Annotated in this window: 12 protein-coding genes; all 12 read right to left on the minus strand. The window is 60.7% G+C overall.

What is annotated here, in order from left to right; all coding sequences use genetic code 11:
- Nucleotide 1 precedes the first annotated feature (1 nt).
- On the minus strand, nucleotides 2–5,533 hold the full coding sequence (locus EJ071_RS38980; protein WP_189521379.1) for an RHS repeat-associated core domain-containing protein: 5,532 nt from the start codon (nucleotides 5,531–5,533) through the stop codon (nucleotides 2–4).
- A 526-nt stretch (nucleotides 5,534–6,059) separates the two neighbouring features.
- Nucleotides 6,060–6,329, minus strand: coding sequence for an RHS repeat-associated core domain-containing protein (locus EJ071_RS38985; RefSeq protein ID WP_189521380.1), 270 nt, complete (start codon nucleotides 6,327–6,329; stop codon nucleotides 6,060–6,062).
- A 165-nt stretch (nucleotides 6,330–6,494) separates the two neighbouring features.
- Entirely contained in the window at nucleotides 6,495–6,719 is a 225-nt protein-coding gene (locus EJ071_RS38990) for a hypothetical protein (RefSeq protein WP_189521381.1), read from the minus strand.
- A gap of 31 nt (nucleotides 6,720–6,750) precedes the next feature.
- The gene (locus tag EJ071_RS38055) at nucleotides 6,751–7,341 is read right to left on the minus strand and encodes a DUF416 family protein (protein WP_189521382.1); all 591 of its coding nucleotides are present in this window, start codon (nucleotides 7,339–7,341) and stop codon (nucleotides 6,751–6,753) included.
- A 24-nt stretch (nucleotides 7,342–7,365) separates the two neighbouring features.
- Nucleotides 7,366–13,521, minus strand: coding sequence for an RHS repeat-associated core domain-containing protein (locus tag EJ071_RS38995; RefSeq protein WP_189521383.1), 6,156 nt, complete (start codon nucleotides 13,519–13,521; stop codon nucleotides 7,366–7,368).
- A gap of 754 nt (nucleotides 13,522–14,275) precedes the next feature.
- A complete protein-coding gene (locus EJ071_RS38075) occupies nucleotides 14,276–15,064 on the minus strand; it encodes a shikimate dehydrogenase (RefSeq protein WP_126102398.1) in 789 nt (262 codons plus the stop codon).
- A gap of 44 nt (nucleotides 15,065–15,108) precedes the next feature.
- Nucleotides 15,109–15,918, minus strand: coding sequence for a 3-oxoacyl-ACP reductase FabG (gene fabG, locus EJ071_RS38080; protein WP_126102399.1), 810 nt, complete (start codon nucleotides 15,916–15,918; stop codon nucleotides 15,109–15,111).
- A 121-nt stretch (nucleotides 15,919–16,039) separates the two neighbouring features.
- On the minus strand, nucleotides 16,040–17,323 hold the full coding sequence (locus EJ071_RS38085; RefSeq protein ID WP_126102400.1) for a pyruvate dehydrogenase complex dihydrolipoamide acetyltransferase: 1,284 nt from the start codon (nucleotides 17,321–17,323) through the stop codon (nucleotides 16,040–16,042).
- 17 nt (nucleotides 17,324–17,340) lie between these two features.
- The gene (locus EJ071_RS38090) at nucleotides 17,341–19,530 is read right to left on the minus strand and encodes a thiamine pyrophosphate-dependent enzyme (RefSeq protein ID WP_126102401.1); all 2,190 of its coding nucleotides are present in this window, start codon (nucleotides 19,528–19,530) and stop codon (nucleotides 17,341–17,343) included.
- A 17-nt stretch (nucleotides 19,531–19,547) separates the two neighbouring features.
- Nucleotides 19,548–20,303, minus strand: a complete 756-nt coding sequence (locus EJ071_RS38095) for an SDR family oxidoreductase (protein WP_126102402.1) — start codon at nucleotides 20,301–20,303, stop codon at nucleotides 19,548–19,550.
- 11 nt (nucleotides 20,304–20,314) lie between these two features.
- Entirely contained in the window at nucleotides 20,315–21,052 is a 738-nt protein-coding gene (locus EJ071_RS38100) for an SDR family NAD(P)-dependent oxidoreductase (protein WP_126102899.1), read from the minus strand.
- Between the two features lie 10 nt (nucleotides 21,053–21,062).
- On the minus strand, nucleotides 21,063–21,530 hold the full coding sequence (locus EJ071_RS38105) for a VOC family protein (protein WP_126102403.1): 468 nt from the start codon (nucleotides 21,528–21,530) through the stop codon (nucleotides 21,063–21,065).
- Nucleotides 21,531–21,689: the final 159 nt, after the last annotated feature.

Raw genomic sequence — 21,689 nt, forward strand, 5'->3', positions numbered from 1 at the left:
ACTACCGCGGCTCCCCCCAATACCACCCCCCCATGAGCATAGCGGCGTTATTGCCTTGACTTAGCCAGCCGCCGTCTTCGTACGAGACCGGATCATCGGGACCTGGTGCGAAGTCGCCCATTGCCGTATACGCATGGCCGTTCGGATCACTTTTATTGACCGGATCATTAAGGGCATACGCGTACCGGTTAGTCCCGACATCGGCGAGCGTCGGATCCCAATCATCCGGCGATATGAACCGCCCGAGGACTGGATCCATATATCTGGCATTGAGGTAGAGCAGCCCGGTTTCGGGATCGAAGCGCTCGCCGATATAGCTCTTCTGGGTCTGGAAGCCGGTGTTAAGACGCTCGCCATAGGTGGCGTAGTTGGTGGCTTCCGTGATGGCGCCTGAGCTGTCGGTGACCATGCGCACCGAGGCGAGATGATCGCGGTGCAGGAAGTATTTTGCTCCGCCCACCACCTTCACGTCCGGATGCGGATAGCGGGTGTAAATCTCTGAGCCGGGGATCGCCGGATCGATCTCGACGGAAGCGTCGGGATAGAGCGTGGTGGCGAAGGTCGAGGCCTTCTTCACCCGGGAACCGTCAGGACCATAGGTCAGGTTGACGGTGTTGGAGGCGAGGCTGACGGTCTTCAGCCGGTTAGCCTCGTCCCAGGTGAGTGTGCGGCTGCCGTCGGAGGTCAGATTGCCGTTGGCGTCATAGGCCATGGCATTCGCGCCGACCGACGTTGGCGCATGCGGCCTTGGTGCTGTCGCCGCCGGATATGAGTAGGCGCCGGCGACACGACTGCGCGAGACCATGTTGTCGTTGGCGGCATAGACAAACGTCTCGTCAAGCGTGTTGTCGCCGAGATTGTTCGACGAGGTCAGCCGGTCGGCATTGTCAAAGCCATAGGTCCAGCTGTCCGATGCCGTCAGCCCCGTCGTGCCGGTGATGCGGCCGAGATTATCACGGGCATACTGGTCATCGAGCAGAACGGTTGCGCCTCTCGAGGTGGTGACGCGCGTCACCCAGCGCCGGGTCGGCGAATAGGTGAAGGCCGTCTTCACCCCGTTGGCGTAGTCGATCTCCTTGGTTTGCCCATCGGCCTCATAGAGCGTCGAGGTGATGAAGCCGGCAGCGGAGAGAAGCCTGTTGCCGGCGGTGTATTGCAGCGGCACTGCGGAAGTGCCGAAGTCGAGCTCGACCGGCAAATATTGTGTGGCGATCGCCTGACCCGAGGCATCACGGGTGGTGGTCGTGGTGGGGGTCAGCGTGCCAATGGTGGCGTCCTGCCGCGCGACCTGGCCAAAGCCATCATATTTGTAGCTCTGCGTTGCGGCCGGATTGGTCGAAGTGGTGAGGTGGCCGATGTTGTAGGATCCGCCAGATGCCTGGTCATAGGTGTTCTGGGTCAGCGTGACCGCGCTGCCGCCAGAAGGGGTCGCAGTCTTCAGCGTCAGCCGGTCCATCTGGTCATAGCTGAGCGTCGTCACCGTGCTCCCGGCATCGGTCTGGCTGGTGAGCCGGTTGGCGGCATCGTAGACATAAGTCCAGGTGCCGAGATCGGGATCCGAGGCCGACAACCGGTTGCCGAGCAGATCGTAGGTGTAGGACCAAGTCGAACCGCCGGGATCGCTCACCCCGATCAGCCGGCCGAGCACGTCGTAGCTGCGGGCTTCGGTGAGGTTGAGGCCGCCGAGGTCGCGGACCAGCTGCACCACATCGCCATGTGTCGATGAGACCGTCTTCGACTGCCGCGTGGCAGTTGCGCTGATCTGGTCGGTCTCGGTCACTGCGAAGAGTCGTGGATTGCTGCCCGTGCCGCTGTCGAGGCTGTAGGCGAAAGTGCTCTGGCTGGCGTCGGCAAAGACCGTTTTGGTCTTTCGGTCCGACCAGTCATAGGAGTTGGTGGTCCATTGCGGCGTGTCGCCGGTGAATCTCGGGAAGGCCGTGCTCAGCACATTGCCACGCATGTCATAGGTGGTGTCGGCAATGCGCGTCGGACCGGCCGCCGTCTCTCCGGGGGTCTCGACCCGGTAGACCCGCCCGAGTCCGTCATAATAGGAGCGGGTAAAATCCTCGCCGGCGCCGTTGGGCAGCGGCGCGTACTTCGCTATCGCCTGCGTCGCCGGATTGCCCTCGTTCTCGAAGCGCGTCTTGGCATAGGCGCCGGTGACACTCTGCGAGACCTGGTAGGGCCGACAGAAGGGATCATAGGTGAAGGTCTTGACCAGGCCGTTGACGTCGGTCGTGGTCGCCGGCAGTCCGCACACCGTGTTGAAGGTGGCCGTCGAGACAAAGCGGATGTCGGCGCTCTGGCCACCGGTGGCAAAATAGCGTGGCGCTCGCTCGGTCACCGGATAGAGGTGATAGGCCGCGTCATAGTCCCATTCGGTCCTGTCGCCGGCGCCATCGACCGCCGAGAGCATGTTGCCAAAACTGTCGTAGGTAAAATACCGATCCACCTCCTTCTGCGGGGTGCCGTAATAATCCGAGAAGCTGCGCTTGCGGGTGAGGTTGCCCGCGACTGGGGCCGTGGCATTGGCGCCAGTGTTGCCGTCGTAGTAGGTCTCTTCGTAGCTGACATAGGGGAAGGTGCTGTCCATCCCCGATCGCACCGTCTGGCTCGCCGGCAGCGACACGATGTAGGCGCTGGTGTTGGGCGTGTAGCTTATGACCTTCCAGCTCTCGTCGCCGCCGGCATCGGTGCGGCCGTAGTCCTTCAGGCTTGTGACGTTGTTATAGGCATCGAAGCCACGCTCAACCCGGGTCGCGAGCGAGATGTTCTCGGTCAGCGTGACGTCGGTCGCCGTATTCTGCACAGTGTAAGGCTTGGTGTTGGCGTTGACCGCATAGGTCTCGGCCACCTGCTTGCGCACCACGCCCGCGCCGTCCTTCCACACAGTCAGTGACGGGAGGCCATAGCTCGCCAGATCCTGCCGGTAGGTGGTCGTCACCGTCGAGAGCGCCGTCTCGCCATTGGCCAACGGCTTCGTCTCGACGATGTTGGCAAAGCCCAAAAACTTACGCCTCGCCGGGTCGTAGGTGCCGCCCGAGTACTGATAGGTGCTCACCGAGGTCTGGCCGCGGCCGTCGCCCACCGATAGTTTTGTGACGGCATGCACCACCTGTGGCAGGTAGTTGTTCGCCCACGTCGACGACGGCGTGTACTCCACCGCCACTGTCCCGCCCAACTCCGTCGTGATCTGCTTTACCAGGTTCGGATTGCCTGTGGCGGCGTTCGAGGCGAACGTCTGACTATAGTTCGTGAAATCCGGCAGGCCATCACCATTGAAGTCGCCTACCACCGTCCCCGCCGTCAGCGCCACCGGAAGAACGAACTCCACCGGTGTCATTGCCGTCGATGACGGCCGCAGCGAGAATACCCGTACGGGACCGGTTCTGGGCTGCCCCGGGATGACCGGGCCGCCGATTGTGATGACAGAAGCCTTGCCGCTGTTATCGAAGTCGCGAAGGACAGCGTTGCCGCTTGGCAGCGATGAAACCGTGTAGCTCCTGAATCCAACACCGGTTGAAAGCCAAACGGTCGTGCTGCCGCTGATGCTATTGTATTGAACGAGGTCCGTGGCGCCATCGCCGTTAACGTCCCCCATAGCGCAGGTGCCTGACCCTTGGCCGGCCTGCCAAGGACAGGTAATAGCGAACGACGCACCGGTCGCCTGCCAGGTGCCGTTCGAGAGCACGCCCTTTTGGGTGGTAGGTCCAGGCATCAGAAGGAACGGCTGCTGCCGGCCATTGCCAAGAAAGTCACCAACGCCGATGAGCGTACCTCCATTTGACCGATTGGCCGTGTCGATGCCGCTGCCATTGGCGTCGGCGACGACTGACCTTGCTGTTACACTGGGAAGTCCGGAGCAGACTGTCTGGTACCCAGCAGGAGGGGTTGGGCTGCAGCTAAACTTGGTCATGCCCAGAGAGGCGCCGGTGGTGACGATTGAATTCGTCACGTAATAGACAGTTCGGCCGGTATTCCCGTTATAGAGATTAGTTTCTACGGAGTCGGCAAAATCTGACGTGTTTTTTGTTGCAAGAAACCGCCCAGGCTCAGACATAAGTAAGCTTGGTGGCGTATCCCATCCGTTGTCGGAAATTGCATCTACCTGCAACGAAACAGTGCTGGATAGAGCACCAGAAGAGTTAAATTTATAAATGTACTTTGTACGATTCCATACGTTCGTGGGGCTGCCGTCGTGGCCTCCGCCCGTTTGAGTTTCGACTATTTTGTCGCCGTATACCTCGTCCCGGCCGTCGAAATCGAGATCGCCAGATCTCATCTCCGTTCCTTCGAACGTGGAGGGGGCACCACTCAGCGTCGAATACACCCCATCGGTGTTCTGATAGGTCATCTGGGCGATGACCTTCGACGCCCCGCCGGTGATGGTGCCGTCGGCAGCGATGGCGGCATCGGTGCCGTAGCGGGTCACCTGGGTCAGCCGCGAGGTGTTGGAGAACGGCGCCTGGCCGTAGGTGAGCTTGTAGGCGCCGCGCACCGCACCTGACACGGTGATGCCGACCGTCTTGATGCGCTGGCTGGTCTCGGAGATGTCGCGGCCGTTGCCCATCAGGATCAGGTCGGGACGCGTCTCGTAGTAGAACGTGATGATGGTGCCGTTATAGGAGACGCTCGCCGGATAGCAGACCGGGCTTGCCGGGCAGGTGTAGCTGTAGGTGACCGTGTTTCCGTTGGTGTCGGTCACCGAGGTCAGCAGCCAGCGATAGCTGAAGGCCAAGTCGTAGGCCGGCGTGCCGGCGGCCGGATTGAGGTTGGCGACCGCTCCCACCGAGCGGAAGGTCGAAACCGTGCCGTCCCTGTCCGTCACCTTCCATTCATTGGTGGAACTGTTGAAAGCAATGCGGCGGTAGCTTTCATTCTCCGTCGCATGCGTGCCGCCGGTCGAGCAGGACGGCGAGACCATGCCGGCAACGCAGGCGACCATGGCCTGGCCGTCGAGGAGAAAAATGTCGTTGGCATCATAAGCCGGCATGCCATAGCCGGGCGTCGCCCGCTCGATGACGTCAAAGCCGTCCAGACCCCAGGCATAGCCGAGCCAGCCCTGATAGAGGCCGCCGAGCTTGGTCTTGCGCGATGAGTCGTAGTTGAGTGCTATCTTGGGCTGGATGCCACGGAAGGCCGGCGCGTCGATGGGAACCGAATAGCCGAGATTGCCATTGCCTCCCGCCTTAGGCAAATCAACCTTGGTCGCGCTGACCGCTTCCGGGTCGCCGCTGGTGGTTGTCGTCGTGGTGGTCGTGGCGACCGCGGTTCCGGCACTGGTTTGTGATTGCGACGTTGCAGCATCGGTCGCCTGATCGGTCGTGGTTGCGGCATCCGCATCGCCGGTCGCGGCAGGTGACGTACCAACCTGCGCCGCGGCATCCGGGCTGCCGGTAGTCGGCGCGGCTTGAGATTGCTCAGAGGAAGACGTTGGGGTTGGAGCGGTGCTGGTGCCTTGCCCACTCGCCGGGCTCAGGGACGCGCCGCCATTTCCCAGGCTTTCGTTCGCCGGAGCTGGTTGAGATTGCACAATCTGCACATTCTGCGCAAACGCGACAATATTAGAGCCTCTTCCTGTAAGGAAATTGACCGAGCCCTCAAAACCGAAAGCGCTGGCGACAAGCACCATGAAACAAAAAAGCAGCCGATTCATCGAATCCCCCTCGTCAAGTTGCTTACCGATACTCGGAATCGATTTGTGCGATATGTCGATGAATTTTCATACGACACTTATCCACAGAGTTTTTTTGAATGTCCGGCGTAGCCCCTGGCAATTGCGGGGCAGCCAGGTTGCCCGGCTTCCCAGCGCCTCGCATCTTTCTCCTGACTGCCGAGATATTCGGCTGCGTCGTATGTGGCCCAAAATGGTTGGTCAGTCCGATGCCATTTTCGACAGAGTTCAGTCCAATTCCAAACTTCGACAGTATGGCACGGTAGCTCAAGGGATGGCGCCGGAGGACGCGCAGCGAGTTGCCTGGGATAATGTGATGTCGCAGTCGCTGTTCGGAACGACACCCACAGACCCTGGTGTCCGCACATCGGTGTTCTCTGGGGCACTAATCGCTGCCAGGAAACAAACCGTAGGGCAGAAGGCGCATCACATTGTCGAATTGAGGGATAGAATGGCAGCTCTCCCAGTCATCCGGCGAGATGAACCGCCCCAGTACCGGATCCATGTATCTTGCATTGAGATAGAGCAGCCCGGTCTCTGGATCGAAGCGCTCGCCGATATAGGACTTCTGGGTCTGGAAGCCGGTGTTGAGGCGCTCGCCATAGGTAGCGTGGTTGGTGGCTTCGGTGATGGCGCCGGAGCCGTCGGTGACCATGGCGCACCGAGGCCAGGTGATCGCGGTGCAGGAAGTATTTGGCTCCGCCGACCACCTTGATGTCTGGATGCGGATAGCGGGTGTAAATCTCTGAGCCGGCGATCGCCGGATCGATCTCTACGGAAGCGTCGGGATAGAGCGTGGTGGCGAAGGTCGAGGCCTTCTTCACCCGCGCACCGTCTGGGCCATAGGTGAGTTGACGGTGTTGGAGGCGAGCATGACGGTCTTCAGCCGATTGGCCTCATCCCAGGTGAGTGTCCGGCTGCCGTCGGAGGTCAGATTGCCGTTGGCATCATAAGCATTGCATTGGCGCCGACCGAGGTTGGCGCATGCGGCCTGGGCGATGATGCCGTTGGATAGACGTAGGTTCCGGGTTTTGAAATAGCTCAATCTACGCTCCGCACTATCACCGTCATACGGGCTATTGGAATCGTCTTAGCAAAGACGATTGCGCCGATGCTCGCATTTCAATTTCTGGTAGTATTTTCCCATACCACTCAGAATCGTCGATACTACTAAGAAATTCTACGTCATCTTTTTCCCTGTTCCTCTCAATTTCGACGAGTGGATGTTGATCGATATACACTTCTTCCGCGGAAGTGTAAGAAACAGACGGGACCTCAGAGGAGGCTTTCGCATCTAAAGAATTGCGAGCGTAGCCTATAGCGTCTATGACGTTCTGGTCCTGCGGAACATGCGCAAACGCAGCTATCTCGGCAGCAACAAGAGCTGCATTTAGAGCGTATGAAGCATCCCAGCTACCAAATTCTTCGCTATCGGGTGCCGCGGCTAGGATCTCCTCATACAGCAAATTCCAAGAGATCGACGTTTCTTTCTCTTTTAGTCCAATCCAAAACGCACGATGTGCCTTTTCGAAAACAGAGAAATCACGGCCCTCCGTTAGGCAAAAGAAACGTAGATCTGGGCACATTCTCTCATATAGGAGAACTAAAAATGCCATTTTTTTCTTTGTCGAGAGCGACAAAAGCCTCTTGGTCGTTTTCTTTGACATCAATTGGATCATCTGAGCATCTATTTACGGCGATAGTGCCGAAATACCATCTTTGCCGAGATAGTCACGGCAGGAACCGCAAATCGTGCGGCTAGCAGCGACCCCGGTGGGAGTAAGGCCGAGCGAACGAGCTGTTTCGACGCCAGTAACTTCAGCGTGTCCTAACCCTTTCGCCGCCACTTCACCAGGCCCAAGTAGCGCGCGAACACTCGCTTCCAGCGACCGTGAGCTAGAACTTATCACACGCACTCCTTCCTTCGTCTCGGTAACGGCAAGGGTAACAAATCTTTCCCGCTGAATCTTGGTAAGCCCGAGCTCGGCCAATTGAGTTGCGCGTTCCGCTGCTGTTAGACCGGCTTTCGATACCGCAGTACCCGCTACCCGCGCACTTGCTACGGCTGCTTCATCTTCAGGCCCTCCCATTACGGCCATGCCAAGGACCATATTGCCTGCGGTCAGAATTGCGCCCGCAAAATCTCCGTCCTTTATGCTCCTTTTGATAGATTTCACACCGTATACGGGATCGGTGGCTTCAGTCCCAATTTTCTGAGCAGTGGCTTTTACAGCTTCTCCAGCGTTCTTGCCCTCTTTGGCGATAGCGCTCCCGGCGACACCAACAGTCGGCCCACCGAAGATACCTCCGAGCCCCAGCGCTTCGGCTAAAGAAGTGTGCCCATTTTGGTCGCTCTTATTGACCGGATCGTTCTGGGCATAGGCGTACCGGTTCGTCCCGACCCCAAGTACGGTTGGATCCCAGTCGTCAGGCGAAATAAAGCGCCCGAGCACCGGATCCATGTATCTGGCATTGAGGTTGAGCAGTCCCGTCTCGGGATCGAAGCGCTCGCCGATATAGGATTTTTGGGTCTGGAAGCCTGTATTGAGACGCTCGCCATAGGTGGCGTAGTTGGTGGATTCGGCGATATTGCCTGAGCCGTCGGTGACCATGCGCACCGAGGCAAGGTGATCGCGGTGCAGGAAGAATATCGTCGCGCCGACGACCTTCACGTCCGGATGCGGATAGCGGGTGTAGACCTCGGCTCCAGGCGTCGCAGGATTGATCTCGATGGAAGCGTCGGGATAGAGCGTTGTGGCGAAGGAGGAAGCCTTCTTCACCCGCGCGCCGTCAGGCCCGTACGCGAGGTTCACGGTATTGGAGGCCAGCGCGACGGTCTTTAGCCGATTGGCTTCGTCCCAAGTGAGTGTCCGGCTGCCGTCGGAGGTCAGATTGCCGTTGGCATCATAGGCCATGGCGTTTGCGCCGACGCTAGTCGGCGCATGCGGCCTTACTGCTGAAGCTGCCGGATAGACGTAAGTGCCGCCAACACGACTGCGTGAGACCATGTTGTCATTGGCGGTATAGACGAACGTCTCATCGAGCGTGTTGTCGCCAAGATTGTTCGACGAGGTCAGCCGGTCGGCATTGTCATAGCCATAGGTCCAACTGTCCGATGCCGTCAGCCCCGTCGTGCCAGTGATGCGGCCGAGGTTGTCGCGGGCATATTGATCATCGAACAGGACGGCGGCGCCTTTCGATGTGGTGACCCGCGTCACCCAGCGGCGGGTCGGCGAATAGGTGAAGGCGGTCTTCGAGCCGTTGGCGTAGTCGATCTCCTTGGTTTGCCCATCGGCCTCATAAAGGGTGGAGGTGATGAATCCGGTGGCCGCATAGAGCTTGTTGCCGGCGGTATATTGCAGCGGTGAAGCCGTGCTGCCGAAGTCGAGTTCAACAGGGAGATATTGTGTGGCGATCGCCTGGCCGGAGGCATCGCGAGTAGTTATCGTGGTGTGGGTCAGCGTGCCAATGGTGGCATCCTGCCGGGCCACCTTGGCGAAGCCATCATATTTAATGCTCTGGGTGGCGGCAGGATTGGCCGAGGTGGTGAGTAGGCCGATATTGTAGAAGCCTCCAGCCGCCTCGTCGTAGGTGTTCTGGGTGAGCGTCACCGCGCTGCCGCCGGAGGCCGTTGCCGTCTTCAGCGTCAGCCGGTCCATCTGGTCGTAGCTGAGCGCGGTCACAGTGCCCCTGGCATCGGTCTGGCTCACCAGCCGGTTGGCGGCGTCGTAGACATAAGACCAAGTGCCAAGATCGGGGTCGGAGGCCGACAGGCGGTTGCCGAGTAGGTCATAGGTGTAGGACCAGCTTGAGCCGCCGGGATCGCTCACCCCGATCAGCCGGCCGAGCACGTCGTAGCTGCGAGTTTCGGTAACGTTGAGACCGCCGAGATCGCGGACCACCTGCACCACATCGCCGTGTGTCGATGAGACCGTCTTCGATTGCCGTGTGGCGGTTGCGCTGATCTGATCAGTCTCGGTGATTGCATAGAGCCGTGGATTGGTGCCCGTACTGTTGTCGAGGCTATGTGCGTAAGTCGTCTGGCTCGCATCAGCAAAGACAGTCTTGATCTTCCGGTCCGACCAGTCATAGGAGTTGGTCGTCCACTGCGCGGTATCCCCGTTGAATCTCGGAAAGGCAGTGCGGAGCACATTGCCGCGCTGGTCATAGTCGGCATCGGCAATCCGCCTGGGACCGGCCGCCGTCTCTCCGGGGATCTCAACACGATAGACCCGCCCAAGTCCGTCATAGTAGGAGCGGGTGAACCCTTCGCCCACGCCATTGGGCAGTGGCGTGTACTTCGCAAAGGCCTGCGTCGCTGGGTTGCCCTCGTTCTCGAAGCGCGTCTTCACATAGGCGCCGGTGACGCTCTGCGATGCCTGATAGGGCCGGCAGAAGGCATCATAGGTGAAGGTCTTCACCAGGCTGTTGGGATCGGTCCTCGTCGCCGGCAGCCCACAGACCGCATTGAAGACCGCTGTCGAGACGAAGCGGGTGTCGGCGCTCTGGCCGCCGATGGCGTAGTAGCGTGGCGCCCGCTCCGTCACCGGATAGAGATGATAGGTCGCGTCATAGTCCCATTCGGTCCTGTCGCCGGCTCCGTCGACCGCGGAGAGCTTGTTGCCATAGCTGTCATAGGCAAAATACTGGCTGATCGACTTGGTCAATCCGGGGTCGGTGAAACTCAACGCCTGGGTCAGGTTGCCCTTGGTGGGGACCGCCCAGACGTCGGTATTGCCGTCATAGTAGTTGTGTCTGTAGCTGACATAGGGATCCGAGCTGGTAAGCCCCGCGTGCACCCGCTCCGCGATCAGCGCGGAGACAATGTAAGCGCTGGTGTTGGGCGAGAAGAAGCGCTCCGCCCAGGTCTCGTCGCCGCTCGCTTCGGTGCGGCCGTAGTCCTTGAGGCTTGTGATGTTGTTGTAGGCATCGAAGCCACGCTCGACCCGGGTCGCCAGCGAGATGTTCTCGGTAACGGTCGTGTCGGTCGCAGTGTTCTGCACCGTGTAGGGCTTGGTGGTGGCGTTGACCGCATAGGTATCGGCAACCTGCTTGCGCACAACGCCCGCACCGTCCTTCCACACAGTCAGTGATGGGAGGCCATAGCTTGCCAGGTCCTGGCGGTAGGTGGTCGTGACGGTGGGTGCCGCCGTCTCGCCATTGGCGAGCGGCTTTGTTTCCATGATCGAAGCGAAGCCCAGGAACTTGCGGGCCGCCGGATCGTAGGTGCCGCCCGAGTACTGATAGGTGCTCACCGCGGTCTGGCCGCGGCCGTCGCCCACCGACAGCTTCGTAACCGCATGCACGAGCTGCGGCAAATAGTTGTTCGTCCACCTCGAGGACGGCGTGTACTCTATCGCCACCGTCCCGCCGAGCTCAGTCGTGATCTGCTTCACCAGATTCGGATTGCCCGTCCCGGCATTCGAGGCGAACGTATGGCTGTAGTCGGTGAAATCCGGCAGGCCATCCCCGTTGAAGTCGCCAACCGCGGTCCCAGCGGTGATTGAAGCGGGAAGGCTGAACTGCACTGGGGTCATGGCGGTCGATGACGGGCGCAGGGAGAAGACCCTGATGGTGCCTATCCTGTCCGGCTGCGACGTGATCGTTCCACCGATGGTGATCAGGTCCATCTTGCCGTCATTGTCGAAGTCGCGCACGACCGCACTCGTGCCCGAGATCGTCGAGCCCGTGTAGCTCTTGAACCCGGTGCCGGTCGACAGCCAGACGGTCGTATTGCCATACGTGCCGTTGAACAGAGCGACGTCGGTGGCGCCGTCCCCATTGACGTCGCCTAGTACGCAACTGCCCGCTCCGCCCGAGTAGTCCCCGTTGGAACAGGCGATGCTGAACGAGGTGCCGCCCGGCTGCCATTTGCCGTTCGAAATCACGCCCTTTCTTGAAGTTCCGTTAGGGCTCCAGAAGAGCGGCTGCTCCTTCCCATTACCCAGGAAATCGCCAATTCCATGGACCTCATAGCCGGAGCCGTTTGGAACCAGCGTATCGACTCCGTCCCCGTCAGAATCAGCGGCAATTACAATATCGGGTTGCAACGGGCCGGTCGTCGGAAGGGCGCTGCAAACCGCCTGGTAGCCGGTCGGCGAGCAATTCGCTTTGGTCAGCCCTAGGGCGGCATCCGTTTTCAGAATGAAGTTATTTACGAAGTAGGAAGGATGGCCATTATCGCCTATGAAGGAAGTAGTAACCGCCGAGTCGGCAAAATCCATGGTATTCTTGCTAGCCACGTATCGACCCGGCAGCGAGACAAACTGCGGCTGGAGGTCATTTGGGTATCCGTTCGAGCCAGCGGGCGCGACGAGTGCTATCGTGGAGGCAATCGTGCCATCCGAGTTGAATTTATAAATGTATTTCGTTCGCGTTAGATAAGCTGATCCGTCACGGTCGTAGTCTTTTACAACTTGATCACCGAATATTTCGTCTCGCCCATCGAAGCTCAGATCACCAACTGACCTCGGAGGGTTGAAGCCAGCCTTGGTGATCGAAGCGTTCACCGTAGCGTACACGCCATCTGTGTTCTGGTAGGTCATCTGCGCGATGACCTTCGAGGTGCCGCCGGTGATGGTGCCATCGGCGGCGACAGTGGCATCGGTACCGTAGCGGGCGACCTGGGTTAGCCGCGAGGTGTTCGAGAACGTCGCCTGGTCATAAGTGAGCTTGTAGGCGCCGCGCACCGCACCTGACACGGTGATGCCGACCGTCTTGATGCGCTGGCTGGTCTCGGAGATGTCGCGGCCGTTGCCCATCAGGATCAGGTCGGGACGCGTCTCGTAGTAGAACGTGATGATGGTGCCGTTATAGGAGACGCTCGCCGGATAGCAGACCGGGCTTGCCGGGCAGGTGTAGCTGTAGGTGACCGTGTTTCCGTTGGTGTCGGTCACCGAGGTCAGCAGCCAGCGATAGCTGAAGGCCAAGTCGTAGGCCGGCGTTCCGGCCCCGGGATTGAGGTTGGCGACCGCTCCCACCGAGCGGAAGGTCGAAACCGTGCCGTCCCTGTCGGTCACCTTCCACTCATTGGTGGTGTTGTTCAGCGCAATGCGGCGATAGCTCTCATTCTCCGTCGCATGTGTGCCCCCGGTCGAGCACGACGGCGAGACCATGCCGGACACGCAGGCCACCATCGCCTGGCCGTCGAGCAGGAAGATGTCGCTCGCATCATAGACCGGCATGCCATAGCTCGGGCTTGTCCGCTCGATGACGCCGAAGCCATCGAGCCCCCAGGCATAGCCCAGCCAGCCCTGGTAGAGGCCGCCGAGCCTGGTCTTGCGCGACGAGTTGTAGTTGAGCGCGATCTTGGGCTCGATGCCACGGAAGGCCGGCGCGTCGATGGGAACCGAATAGCCGAGATTGCCATTGCCTCCCGCCTTGGGCAAATCAACCTTGGTCGCGCCGACCGCTTCCGGGTCGCCGCTGGTGGTTGTCGTCGTGGTGGTCGTGGCGACCGCGGTTCCGGCACTGGTTTGTGATTGCGACGTTGCAGCATCGGTCGCCTGATCGGTCGTGGTTGCGGCATCCGCATCGCCGGTCGCGGCAGGTGACGTGCCAACCTGCGCCGCGGCATCCGGGCTGCCGGTAGTCGGCGCGGCTTGAGATTGCTCAGAGGAAGACGTTGGGGTTGGAGCGGTGCTGGTGCCTTGCCCACTCGCCGGGCTCAGGGACGCGCCGCCATTTCCGAGGCTTTCGTTCGCCGAAGCAGGTTGAGATTGCACAAACTGCACATTCTGCGCAAATGCGACAATATTAGAGCCTTTTCCTGTAAGGTAATTGACCGCGCCCTCAAAACCGAAAGCGCTGGCGACAAGCACCACTAAACAAAAAAGCAGCCGATTCATCGAATCCCCCTAGCAAGTTGCTTACCGATACTCGCAATCGATTTGTGCGATATGACAAGGAATTGTCACAAACAGAGTTATCCACAGAGTTTTTGGAATTCCGGCGCAGGCCCTGCCAATTGCGGGGCAGCCAATCAAAAAAAGGGGGGCGAAGGCGCTTCGGACGCGCCACCAGCAAGCGGGTTGCGGGCGGATGACTATCTTCTTTCCAGCTAATGCGCCGTCTGACCCTCCGTTCCCGAAAGTACGGACTTCTTGATCACGTGGCGTGACGAACAGCTTATGCCGGGGACGCGATCCCTTGGGGCGGTACTATACACCTGGCATCAGTCAGGTTTTCGTGAGCCTCCTCGATCGTCGGCATGCCAATTCGATTCTGGATTTGGGTTCCGGAGGAGGCTCGCTGACCGTAGCCGCCGCTCAACGTTGGACGGACGCGAGTACAGATGGTGGACTTGGATTTCGGCGCTGAAGAGCACGTTCGGGCTGGCATGGCCTCGGCAGGCCCACCTAGTCTAAGTCTAGCATGGATTGAACGCGGCGCTTGATACGCCCGTGATCCTGTTCGATCCGATTGTCATCAAGCATGAATAGACGCGACGCCAATACGCGTTCCGCTGCACGGATCGATCGACTACCGTCCACCTAACGGGATTGGGGTGTCGGGAGCACGCATGGCGGGCAGGCTGAAAATGGCGGGGCACTGTCCCATTTCCAAGTTTGCGACAGAGCCCTCTTAAGAAGCTTTGTGGTCTCAAGCAGTGAGAAAGCTGAAAATCTCTGTAAGCTGTCCTTTGAGCATGGCCCCGCCGGGATGAACGAGGCAGCCCCGCTGCCTGGCCTCGCACAGCAGGGCCGTCTCCGCGGGCGACATGATCACCTCCGCGACCAGCATTTCGGGCTCAAGCAGTCGGGGATCGATCGGCAAGGGATCGTCGTCGCGCAAGCCGAGTGACGTACCATTGATGACGATATCGTGTGCCTTGGGCGTTCCGACGGTGGCAAACGACGCTGTAGGAAATCGCTCTTGCAGGCGGCTGACGAGTTCCTGGGACTTCGGCTGCGAACGGTTGACGACAGTCAATCGTGAAACGCCAGCCTCAACCAATGCAAAAGCAATGGCGGAAGCGGCGCCCCCAGCGCCTGCCAGGAACACGGCCTTGCCGTTTGGGTCGAAGCCGCCATCGCGAAGGCCCCGCACGAAGCCAACGCCGTCGAGGAGTTCGCCGGTCAGGCTCCCGTCCCGTTCCCGCCGTACAACGTTGACCGCTCCGGCGACGCGGGCCCTCTCCGTGAGCGTATCGCAGAGCGCGGGAACCGCCGTCTTGTGAGGGATGGTCACAAGCGTACCCCCCCAGTTGTTGAACGCGCGCAGGGCGTCTAACGCCTTGGCGATCCCGTCGCCGGGAGCGACCTCGATCGGTACGACCACCCCGTCGTAACACCGTTCCTTGAAAAGAGCGTTCAGCGCCTGCGGCGTCCTGACGTGGTGAACAGGCTGGGCGAGAATGGAAAAGACTTTCGTGCGCCCGCTGATCGTCATTACACGCTCCTTGAAGTTATTTTTGTCAATTGCGGGTTGGCGGATCAGGTCATCAGTAGTCCGCCCGCGACATCAATCGTCTGCCCTGTTATGAAGCTGGATTCTGGAGACGAAAGATAGAGTGCGAGATCGGCGACTTCCTCCGGTTTGCCAAGGCGCCCCATCGGAGTCATGGTGACCTGCGCATCGTTCACTTCTTTTTGGACCGCCATCACCATCGGCGTCTCGATTCGGCCCGGCGCGATCGCGTTTACGCGGATTCCATAGGGAGCAAGCTCGGCGGCAAGGTGTTTGGTGAACCCCAGGATGGCGGATTTGGTCGCTGCGTAATGGCAGGCAACGATCGGCATATGTGTCTTGCCCGCCACGGAGGACATGTTGACGATCCACCCAGCACCTGCGGCGCGCATCGCTGGGGATAGCGCCCGAATGGTGTTAAAGCATCCCGTCAGGTTGACGGACAGGACACGAGCCCACTCGACCGGATCCATCTCCCACACCTTGTGGGCGACGCCATTATGTTTGGGCGAAATGCCTGCATTGTTGATCACTGTGTCGAACGAGCCGCCGATATTCGCGACAGCCTTCTTGAGTTCACGGTCAAGTGCATCGAAATCCGATACGTCAACCTTAATCGCGAAAGCAGATCCCCGGTTCGAAGCCTGGATGATCCCGACTGTTTCAGCGATGTCATCATCATTCATGTCGGCGACACCCACGTTGGCGCCGCGCTCTGCGAAGCCGAGTGCGATCGCGCGCCCGATGCCTCTCCCGGCTCCCGTCACGAGGACGCGCCGGCCAAAATGGCTCTGCCGTCGCGCGATTTCGACGGGATTGATTTCAACGATGGGCATTCAGATCTCCCTATTCCGGAAGGTGTTCGAACTGTCGCAAAGTCTCCGGGCACGCACGCGCCGAGTGTCTTTTGGATCGGACAAGACCTTGTCATGCCCCCTGATCACAGTGGCTCGTTCTCTACACAAGCAGGCTCATAGGCTCTTCGATCGCCGCCTTGATCGCGCCGAGAAGCCGAGCCCCCAGAGCGCCATCCACGGCTCTGTGGTCTATCGACAACGTCAAGGTCATGAGCGTTGCGAAGGCCAGTTCGCCATTGCGTTCCACGGGCCGGCGTTCACCCGCGCCGACGGCCAATATGGCGCCCTGCGGCGGGTTGACGATCGCTGAGAAAGACTTGATCCCATACATGCCCAGATTGGAGATGGAAAAGCCGCCACCCTGAAATTCCTCGGGCTTCAGGCGGCTGTCGCGAGCACGGGCAGCGAGCGATTTCATTTCGGCGGAAATCCTGCCGAGGCTCTTCTCGTCGGCCTTGCGGATGATCGGGGTGATCAGGCCACCATCCGTCGCGACAGCCACGGAGATGTCGACATCCGAAAGCCTAAGCATGGCCTGGTCTGTCCATATCGCATTCGCATCCGGGACTTTGCGAAGGGCGACGGCAGCAGCCTTGATGGCGAAGTCGTTGACCGAAATGCGCTCTACAGCCTCCCGAGTCTCGTTGATGCGTGAGCGCAGAGCGAGAAGCGCGTCGATGTCGCAATCCAGGTTGAGATAGAAGTGCGGCACCGTCGTCTTCGCCTCCACCAGCCGGCGGGCGATCGTGCGGCGCATCGAACTATGGGGAATCGACTCGTACTCGCCGATGCCAACTTGTATGCCGTTAGAGGGCTGCGGCGGTGCGGGTGGGATTTCTCTCGCCTCCGGCGCTGCCTGGAGACGCGTGGCAGCGGACGTAGCGGCGCGTTCGATGTCGATGCTAACGATGCGGCCCCTTGGTCCGCTGCCGGAGATCCGGTCGAGCGATATTCCCTGCGCCGTCGCCAGCCTTCGTGCCAACGGCGAAGCCTTGCGTCGCGCACCCGCATCCAGCGTCGTCGTGCTCGTATCGCCGACGGATTCCGGTGCGGCGGCTGTAGCCGGTTCTGTTTCAGCCGGCTTTGCAGTGGCTGGTGAAGTAGCAGGCCCCGTTCTCGGCAATGCGATGGCCGCAGCATCCTCGCGCTCGCCAAGCAGGACGGCGATGATCTGGTTCACTTCCGCCCTGGCGCCGTTCTTGACCAGCAGCTTGCCGATGCGGCCGTCGCACACCGCTTCTATCTCCATCGTCGCCTTGTCGGTCTCGATTTCCGCGATGAGCTCACCTTTTGCGACGATATCGCCTTCGGCTTTCAGCCAACGAGCGATGACCGCGTCTGTCATTCCTGCCGAAAGCGCAGGCAGCACGATTTCGATTGGCATCTTTGTCTTCCCTTGTCTCAGGCTTCGACTGCTAGGCCCTGGTTTGCCATAGCGGCGCGCAAACCCGACTCGATGTCGCGCGGACGGGCGGCAGCGGCCGCCTCGAGCACCTTGGAAATCGAAGGAGATGCCTCGGCGCCGTGGACGCGCGCGATCGGCTGGTCGAGCCAGTCGAAGCAGCGGCGCTGCAGTTCATCGGCGAGCCAACTGCCATAAGAGGTGCCGGAGGCGCCCTGCTCGACAATCAACACGTTGCCGGTCTTGCGGACTGACGCTTCCACGGTTTGCCAGTCGAGGCCGGCACGGTCGAGTGAGCGCAAGTCTATGACTTCAGCGTCGATGCCGAGTTCCTCGACCACCGCCATCGTCTTGGCCACCATGGCGAGATAGGTCAGGACCGAGACCTTCGATCCCGTCCGCACGACTTTCGCCTTGCCTAGCGGAATGAAGTAGTCGAGATCGTCGGCGGGCGCTGGTCCCTTCGATGCGTACAGATCGACATGTTCCAGCACCAGGACCGGATCGCGACAAAGCAGCGCCGAGTTCATGAGGCCGACATAGTCGAACGGTGTGGACGGCGCGACGATGCGCCAGCCCGGAGCCGTCGCGAAAATGCCGGCAGGATCCATGGAATGCTGTGAGCCGTAGCCTGTGCCCATCGCCACCTTGGTTCGCAGCACGACCGGCATGTCGCTGTCGCCGCCGAACATATGGCGTGCCTTGCCGATCTGGTTGAACACTTGGTCGGCCGCCACCCACATGAAATCCGGATACATGAATTCGACGACCGGCAAAACGCGCCCGTCGGCCGCCATGCCGCCGGCGAGACCGGTGAATGCATTTTCCGAGATCGGCGTGCCGAGGATGCGATCCGGGAACTCGGCCGAAAGGCCACGCGTTGCGCCGTTCGTACCGCCCTTCAGCCGGTGGACATCCTCGCCGAGGACTACGATGCGGTCGTCCGTCTTCATACGCTGCGCCATGACGTCGGCGACCGCATCGATGAAACGTCCGTCGTCCACGACCTTGCCGGAGAAGCTCTCCAGTTCCTCAAAGCGCGCGCCGTCGAATTCCGAAAGATCGCCGCGCAGGCCGAAGTCCCGGAAACCCTCCTCCGGCCACAGGGACGGAACGATGCGGCGCTTACCGTCGTGCATCTCGATCAATTCACCGGCGACGTCGTTCATCAGGCTGACGCAGCGGTCCCGCAGCCCCTTGACTGCATCCTCGCCGATGGCCTGGCGCTCCTGCAGTTCTTTCGCCATGGCGTGGATCGGATCGCGCCCGCGCCATTCCGCCTCTTCCTCCTTTGAACGGTAGCCGAAGGCGCTTCCGGGCAGCGGACCGTTTTGGTGGAAATAGCGGTAGACATCGGCCTCGATGATCGTCGGCCCGCCGCCGTCGCGCATGATGGCATTCGCCTCCTGACAGGCGAGATGGACGGCCAGCACGTCCATTCCGTCGACCTTGAAAGACGGAATGCCGAAGGCTAAGCCGCGCGAGGAAAGGCGGGGCTCGGCAGTCACTTCCTCGACGTGGGTAGACACCGCGTAGCGATTGTTTTCGATGAAGAAGCAGATCGGCAGCTTCCAGGCCGCCGCGAGGTTCATGGTCTCCAGGACAGAGCCGATATTCGTCGCTCCGTCACCGAAATAGGTATAGACGACGTCGCCCTTGCCGGCCCGTTTATGCGCCCAGGCTGCACCGGCCGCCATGGGAACGCCGCCGCCGACGATAGCGTTGGTGCCGAGATTGCCGGATTCGGCCCAGCGCAGGTGCATGGAGCCGCCACGGCCGCGGCAGAAGCCCTGCGCCAGGCCGAGGATTTCCGCAAGGGTGCGCTGCGCCAGGGCGCGGATTTCTGTGCCGAACTCGTTCTTCGGATCGATACCTTCCTTTGCGACGTAGCTCAGGGCTTTGGCCAGGAATTGGTGATGGGCGCGATGTGAACCGTTGATCTGGTCCGAAGGCCGCATGGAAACCGCGGAACCCACAGCGCCGCCTTCCTGGCCGATCGCGGAATGGGCGGGACCATGGACGAGCCCCTGCCCTGCCAGTTCCAGCACCTTCTCCTCGAACGCCCGGATGAGGTGCAGCTGCGCCAGCATCGTGCCGCCTAGCCCGGCGTCGAACGCTGCGCGTTCGGCGGCGGTTGGCCGAACTTCTCGCCAGGAGCTTTTCGGAAGGAGGTCGTCATAGTCGGGCATTGTTTGTCTCCGGAGGATCAGGCCGCAAGGAAGCCGCCGTCGACCGGCAGGATCGTGCCGGTGATGTAGCTTGCCATGGATGATGCCAGGAAAATTACAGGATCGACGACTTCGGCCGTCTCGCCGATGCGGTTCATCATCACCCTGTTCATGAACCAGTCGGCACCACCTTGGCGGCTGAGCTGGGCCAGCGCCATCTCGCTCATCATGATGCCGGGGGCTACCGCGTTGACGCGGACGCCGTGCGGCGCGAGATCGCGGGCCATGACCTGGGTAAGCGAGCGGATGGCGCCTTTCGAGACGACATAGCCGGCTGTGGAGCCACCGGACACGAAGCCTGCGACCGAGCAGAGATGCACCACATTGCCCTGCCGGGCTGCCAGCGCCGGTACAAGTGCATGCGATACGTTGAACACGCCGTCCAGATTGACGCCGATCACCCGGTCCCACACATCGACCGCTTCCGGCTGGTCGAACGAAGCACGGCCGGCGACGCCCGCATTGTTGACCAGGACGTCGAGACCGCCGAAGCGAGAGAGTATGCCCTGTGCGAAACTGCCCACGGCATGGCGATCCGTCACGTCGAGCGTGTGGCCCTCGGCCTTCAACCCGCCGGCCGCGATCGTCGCGGCCTGGGTGTTGGCTGCGACACCATCCACATCGGCAAGGATGACCATTGCGCCCTGCGCCGCCATCCCGGCGGCGATCGCAGCGCCAAGGCCACGGGCAGCGCCGGTCACGATTGCAAGCTTGCCTTCAAGAAGTCCTGTCATTGTGCGCGTCCTCAGGCCATGTAGATTCCGCCGTTCACCTGGATCGTCTCACCGGTGATGAAGCTTGCGGCAGGGGAGCAGAGGAAAGCGATGACCGAAGCGATTTCGGACGGCCTTCCTAATCGGCTTAACGGCGTCTGGGAAATGCTCTCGTCCGTGCGCGTTTTCAGGAGTTCGCCGGTCATCGGCGTCTCGATGATGCCCGGGGCCACGCCGTTGACGCGAATTTTCGGAGCCAGTTCGCGAGACAAGGCACGCGTCATCGACACCATCGCACCCTTGGTCGCGCTGTAGTGAACGTTGGTATAGGCTCCCCGATAGGCGGCAAGCGAGGCAATCGTGACGATGCAGGCGCCGTCTTTCAGCGCGGGCAACGCACGCTTGCAGAGATAGAAGACGCCATCGAGATTGATCGATATGGTGCGGTGCCAGTCCGCGTCCGACATGTCTACGAAAGGTCTCGCCTGATATATGCCGGCCGACGGAACCAGGAAGTCGATGCCTCCGAATTTGCGAGTCGCGAGTTCGACTGTCTTTTCGGCATCCTCGGCGCTCGATGCATCCGCCTTGAGGGTCGCGATCCGGCTACCGTCTCCGAGCGATCCGGCAAAGCCTTCCAATGCTGCCTCGTCCAGATCCGTCAGCACCAGATTGGCGCCGGACGAACGGTAGAGTTCCGCAGTCGCGCGGCCAATGCCGCCATTCGCGCCCGTGACCACAAGCGTCCGGTTTTCAAAATCGAAAGTCATGGCTTCTGTCTCACAGATCTCTGCGATAGCCGTCGAGATCGTCATACTGGACGATCTCGACGATATGGCCCTCGGGATCGGTCACGAAGGCCAGCCATGTGCCAGGGCGGACCTCGATGGCCTTCGGACCGGTCATCGATTCCGCGCCATATGCAATCATCCGGTCCAGCAGCGCCTGGAGATCGTCGACAATGAAGGTGAGATAGCTGGAACCCGGCCGCTCCAGGATGAGCCCACCTTCGGATCTGGTGTCTGGCAGGCGGTCCGGGCAGAGAAGCTTGATGCGCTCGCCTTTCTCGGTCTGGAGGCGGACGACAACATATCCGCCCGCCGAAAGGGCCACCTCCGCGGCCTTAGGGCCAGGCACCTCGATTTCCGAAACGAAGCTTAAGCCTATCGCCACCTCATAGAAGGCGCGCATACGCGGCAGGTCCCGGACCGCGAGCCCGACCTCGAGCGGTGCGGTCATCTTTGTCATGTCGTTCTCCGATCCTGCCTCAGACGGCGAGCTCTTCCATGAGCTTTTGGTTGTACGTCAGTTCGGCGGGCGCCTTTGAACGAACCGGCATACCCCGAGCCGAGACGCGATTGGGCACAGGCGCCACATGATTTCGCCTACGACCGCCATAAACTCCGA

This window comes from Mesorhizobium sp. M1B.F.Ca.ET.045.04.1.1 (assembly GCF_003952465.1).
Taxonomy (GTDB): Bacteria; Pseudomonadota; Alphaproteobacteria; order Rhizobiales; family Rhizobiaceae; genus Mesorhizobium; species Mesorhizobium shonense.

Excerpts from the sequence above, each read along its gene's own strand:
- EJ071_RS38105 (WP_126102403.1), bottom strand. The coding sequence starts at position 21,530 with ATGACAAAGATGACCGCACCGCTCGAGGTCGGGCTCGCGGTCCGGGAC.
- EJ071_RS38100 (WP_126102899.1), bottom strand. The coding sequence starts at position 21,052 with ATGACTTTCGATTTTGAAAACCGGACGCTTGTGGTCACGGGCGCGAAT.
- EJ071_RS38075 (WP_126102398.1), bottom strand. The coding sequence starts at position 15,064 with ATGACGATCAGCGGGCGCACGAAAGTCTTTTCCATTCTCGCCCAGCCT.
- EJ071_RS38085 (WP_126102400.1), bottom strand. The coding sequence starts at position 17,323 with ATGCCAATCGAAATCGTGCTGCCTGCGCTTTCGGCAGGAATGACAGAC.
- EJ071_RS38090 (WP_126102401.1), bottom strand. The coding sequence starts at position 19,530 with ATGCCCGACTATGACGACCTCCTTCCGAAAAGCTCCTGGCGAGAAGTT.
- EJ071_RS38055 (WP_189521382.1), bottom strand. The coding sequence starts at position 7,341 with ATGTCAAAGAAAACGACCAAGAGGCTTTTGTCGCTCTCGACAAAGAAA.
- EJ071_RS38985 (WP_189521380.1), bottom strand. The coding sequence starts at position 6,329 with ATGGTCACCGACGGCTCCGGCGCCATCACCGAAGCCACCAACCACGCT.
- EJ071_RS38095 (WP_126102402.1), bottom strand. The coding sequence starts at position 20,303 with ATGACAGGACTTCTTGAAGGCAAGCTTGCAATCGTGACCGGCGCTGCC.
- EJ071_RS38995 (WP_189521383.1), bottom strand. The coding sequence starts at position 13,521 with ATGAATCGGCTGCTTTTTTGTTTAGTGGTGCTTGTCGCCAGCGCTTTC.
- fabG (WP_126102399.1), bottom strand. The coding sequence starts at position 15,918 with ATGCCCATCGTTGAAATCAATCCCGTCGAAATCGCGCGACGGCAGAGC.